Raw genomic sequence first — 4,191 nt, forward strand, 5'->3', positions numbered from 1 at the left:
ATACCCGACTGAGGCATTATTTAGCACGATTGCACCGGAAGACCTTGTGCTACTCCAAATCAGTTGAGATGTTGAAGTGTTCACTTCGGTTGCTGCTGCATTATTTGAAGTATCGGACAATTCCTCTCTCAGCTTAAATCATTACCTATTCAGCAACGCCCAATTTCAACCCTGGCGATCGCTCCTTAGGGCACGCTGAGACAGAAAAGATTGGAAAACGTAATTTTAGTGCAATCTGCCCATCTCCTACCCGATTTCTGATTTACCCAAAGCGGATTAAGTAAACTTTAAAGAATTTTACCCAATGCGCTTTGGGTAAAATCAGTAAGTACATTTTTCAGCAGTATGATAAAAACACTCAAGCATGAAGCGTATGCAAACCCCACAGATTATTGCTTTTGTGAATCAGAAAGGTGGTGTGGGCAAATCAACGGGTGCTGTCCATGCCGCCGATCGCTTTGCTCGCAAGGGGAAATCAGTCATTCTAGTTGATGCTGATGCCCAACAAAGTAGCTCTCAATGGATAGCGGAACTAAAGGAAACTTCCCCCAACCTTAAGCTGTCGTCACTGGCGATTATTAATCCGGAAGATTTGTTTGATAAGCTGCATAGGCTAACCCAGGAATGTGATCTGGTGGTTGTTGATGGCCCAGCGAAGTCGAATGAGATTACTAAAGCAATCCTAGCAAGGTGTCATCTGGCGCTAATTCCTTGTCGGGAGTCGATCGTGGAGCTAAGAAGCTCTGGAGATATTTTAAGATTAATTCGGCAAGTCCGAGAGTTAAGGGGAGATCTGCCAAAAGCGGCTATCTATATGACTCAAGTTAAGAGTAATACTGTTCTTCTCAAAGAAGCTCAAGAGGCACTTAAAGATGGACCTGATATTCCTTTGATGAAAACGATCATTTATGATCGCCAGGTTTTCAAGGATGCCCCTGGACAGGCAAACACTGTTTTTGGAATGACAGGCAAGCCAGCTAAAGATGCCGCGAAATTGTACGAATCGTTGTTTACAGAAGCACTAAAGATTTTCAATGGTAAGTAAAGGTAGGAGAACGCTAAAGCAAGCGTATAAAGAGAACCCTTCTCCAGGGCTAGAGAGCTTTGTTTTTGGAGATAATACAGATACTTCAACTCCGCCATCGCAAAGTCAACCACTTCATGATTCTGAAGCAGCAGAGTTTGGCAGCGAAATTATTGTTCCCATTGCCAAAATTCACAAGACATTTTCCTTCACTCCCGATCGCAAGCCTGTTCGCTACTACTACGACCAAAATGAATTAAAGGAATGGGCAGAGACAGACCTCAAACCCAATGGGGTACGTACTGCTCTATGGACTCGCCCAATACCTAATAAGCCTAGTGAGTACGAACTAGTTGCAGGACTGCGGCGATTAACAGGTTGTGAATTGGTTGGAATTACAGATATTCCTATCAAAGTTTTTAATTGGAACAATGACGAAGCATACGCTGCTGCATTTGATGAAAATGATAGGCGACGCGACTTCTCCAAATTAGAAGAACTAGACATCACTTTAAATCTTCTCTCAAAGAAACTGGGCATGGAGCGAGAAGAGGTAATTTCGCTCCTCTATAAGATGGACAACCAGGCTAAAGGAAAAATTACCCAAAATGCGTTGGGTAATGAAAATGCAGTAATCGTTGAAGAGTTTTTTACAGCTCGTGGCTTGCTAACTTGGCAGTCATTTGTCGCCACAAGACTACCTTTGCTCAAAAAACCATCTGAAATTCTACAGGCTATTCGATCTTCGCGGATTGACTATACGAAGGCAATCGAAATAGCTAAACTGAAAAATTCTGAAGATCGAATAGTGTTACTAGAAAAGGCTATCAACCAGCGATTATCTCTCAACGAAGTCAAACAACAAGTTAAGGCCTTACTTACTCCAACAGAAGAAGCTGTAGAAAATTTCAATACGGACCTAAAAGCGCGGTTTAAGACTGCATTGCGTCAGATGGACAAGGCGAAAGTCTGGACAGATGTAGAGAAAGTAGCCAAGCTTAAAAAGCTTTTAGAGCAGATAGAGCAATTGGCAATTTGACTAAAGTGGGACTAGTCTTCTAGCGAAGGATGAATAGAATCAGTTGCAGTGAGAGGACTTCAGCTTATGCACTGCCTAGATTATCAAAACCAGCAGGTTGTTAAAAACGGCAAGCTGACACTACAAGACGGCACCTCTGTTCAAAAATATCTGTGTAAGACCTGTCGTAAGCAATTTAACGCTCGCACCGAAGGAATGGGCGTGCGAGCTACGGGATGCTCCTCTGGCAAATTCCACTCTACTATCATTCGCTGGGACAATGGTTGAGCCCAACAGACAAGCCAATGGTCTCCCCTCAAAATCAAGCGCAGGCTTTAGGAAGGATAGAGTTGTGTGAGGTCCCTCCGACCAGGTAGCAGAGCTCAGAAGGCTAATGCTCGCAAAACCGATTCTATAATAACGACTGTTACATGGGCTGTAACAGCGCTATAGCCGGGAGCCAGACAATATCAAAGGCCGATTGTCGGTTTGTCATCCATTGAGGAGTTCAGCTGATATGGAGCAGGAAAACATGATTGTCCGTCCAGCTCAATGGAGCGATAAAACTGCGGTGTTGAACTTCTGCCAGCACACTTGGCCAGATACAGAAGACTATATCGCGGCTGTGTGGGATCAGTGGATGACAGATTCTTCTGGGCAGATCCTAGTAGCCACGTTGAAAGGCCAGCCAGTTGCCATGACGCGAGTGGTGCAACTGGCAAAACACGAAGGATGGTGGGAGGCCTTACGGGTCGATCCACAGTATCGGGGGCGAGGTCTGGTTCGTCTCTTGGACCCTGAGATCGATCGCTACTTCGAGACTAGGGACATTACCACTGTTCGCTGCTGTGTTGCCACCTGGAACAGGGCTATGCCAGACACTGTCCAGCGACGGGGATATCAACCTGTTGCCTGCTATCTTAAGTATTCTGCAGCGGCGATCGCGGCACCGATGGAGCAACTCAGCCCACTGTACGAAAGTGATTTCGAAGCGGTTTGGCAATGGCTCCAGCAAAGTCATGAATCGTCGCCGCTTTTTGTCTGTCGAGGTGCCAAATGGCAAACGCTCACGCTTGAGCAGTTGCACAAGCGATTAGGCAGTGGGAAAGTTTGGGGGTATTGGCAGAGCCATCAGTTACAGGGCCTGCTAATTCAAAGTCCCTTGGAGAGTGCTGATTCAACCTTATGGGTCGGGTTCATCGGAGGCCCCGTTGATGATCTTCCTGTTGTGTTGAGACAGATGCAGTATTTGGCACACCACCTCCAATACTCCAAAGTCAGCGGTTTCTTTCCTAAGACCAACCCCTTGCTCACGGCGCTAGAGCAAGCAGGCTATGGCGCTGTTGCAGGAGGTGAATTTTGGGTCTATGAGAAGCAGTTCTGATCTCATTTAGCTAAGCTCCAAGGCAATGGCTATCAAGATTCGTCCCAGGCTCCAACATATAGCGTCAACGAAGCATTTCATCCCTACTCATTGGAAGTCGGTATCCACTCCGACACCTGTTGATCATGCTTCAACCGCAATCGCTTTCATAAATTTGCCGCTGTGCTTCAGCAGGGCCATGCCGTAGGGTAATCGCCAATGGCCCACCGAGCTTTAGCAGCGTGATAACTTTGCGAAAAGCTCGCGATCGCTCTGCAGGCGGAACATGCATCCAGACGGCGCTTAAGAGAATGAAATCGAAGGCCAAGCCCAATTGGTGGAGGTTTGGTAAGCTCGGGAGACAATCATCGATCCAGCGAATCCTAGAATCTGGATGAAGGCACTGTCCGGCCTCTCGCATCGCGGCGGCTGGCTCAACCGCAACCACTTCATGCCCCTGATCTGCAAGCCAGGCGGCATCTCGACCACTCCCAGCCCCAATATCAAGCACCAAGCTGGGACGCTCTGGGAGCAATCCTACTAGCCAAGCATGAACCTCTGCTGCTTGAAGGCTTTCATATCCAGGAATAACAGCCGTCGATTTTGCTCATACCACTCAACTGAATTCATGGTTGGACTGCCTCCAATTAGATCCCCTAGCTGTGGCCGACTCATACCAATTCTTCAAAGTAGAGCTACAGATGCTACAAAGCTGGTGTGGAGTTCAAGCAATCAATATGGCCGGGGTATACCAGCTAGAGATTACCGAGAGTGAAGCAGAACTCA

General features: G+C 46.9%; 5 protein-coding genes and 1 pseudogene. 5 read left to right on the forward strand and 1 reads right to left on the reverse strand.

From position 1 onward, the window contains the following. The 5 genes and pseudogenes from H6F68_RS13115 to H6F68_RS13135 all read left to right on the forward strand — a co-directional run. Nucleotides 1–137: pseudogene (locus tag H6F68_RS13115) on the forward strand (IS1 family transposase); the annotation flags it as partial. Between the two features lie 236 nt (nucleotides 138–373). Beyond that, complete coding sequence (locus tag H6F68_RS13120; protein WP_190559628.1) at nucleotides 374–1,045, forward strand: ParA family protein; 672 nt, start codon at nucleotides 374–376, stop codon at nucleotides 1,043–1,045. Then, nucleotides 1,035–2,063, forward strand: a complete 1,029-nt coding sequence (locus H6F68_RS13125; RefSeq protein WP_190551178.1) for a ParB/RepB/Spo0J family partition protein — start codon at nucleotides 1,035–1,037, stop codon at nucleotides 2,061–2,063. The genes H6F68_RS13120 and H6F68_RS13125 overlap by 11 nt, the downstream gene beginning before the upstream one ends. Before the next feature lie 66 nt (nucleotides 2,064–2,129). Continuing rightward, on the forward strand, nucleotides 2,130–2,330 hold the full coding sequence (locus H6F68_RS13130; RefSeq protein ID WP_190551176.1) for a hypothetical protein: 201 nt from the start codon (nucleotides 2,130–2,132) through the stop codon (nucleotides 2,328–2,330). Between the two features lie 229 nt (nucleotides 2,331–2,559). Next, complete coding sequence (locus H6F68_RS13135; RefSeq protein WP_190551174.1) at nucleotides 2,560–3,426, forward strand: GNAT family N-acetyltransferase; 867 nt, start codon at nucleotides 2,560–2,562, stop codon at nucleotides 3,424–3,426. A 130-nt stretch (nucleotides 3,427–3,556) separates the two neighbouring features. On the opposite strand, the gene H6F68_RS13140 is transcribed toward H6F68_RS13135, so the two are convergent. Beyond that, the gene (locus H6F68_RS13140; RefSeq protein ID WP_242065492.1) at nucleotides 3,557–3,940 is read right to left on the reverse strand and encodes a bifunctional 2-polyprenyl-6-hydroxyphenol methylase/3-demethylubiquinol 3-O-methyltransferase UbiG; all 384 of its coding nucleotides are present in this window, start codon (nucleotides 3,938–3,940) and stop codon (nucleotides 3,557–3,559) included. Between the last annotated feature and the right edge of the window lie 251 nt (nucleotides 3,941–4,191).

This window comes from Trichocoleus sp. FACHB-262 (assembly GCF_014696035.1).
Taxonomy (GTDB): domain Bacteria; phylum Cyanobacteriota; class Cyanobacteriia; order FACHB-46; family FACHB-46; genus Trichocoleus.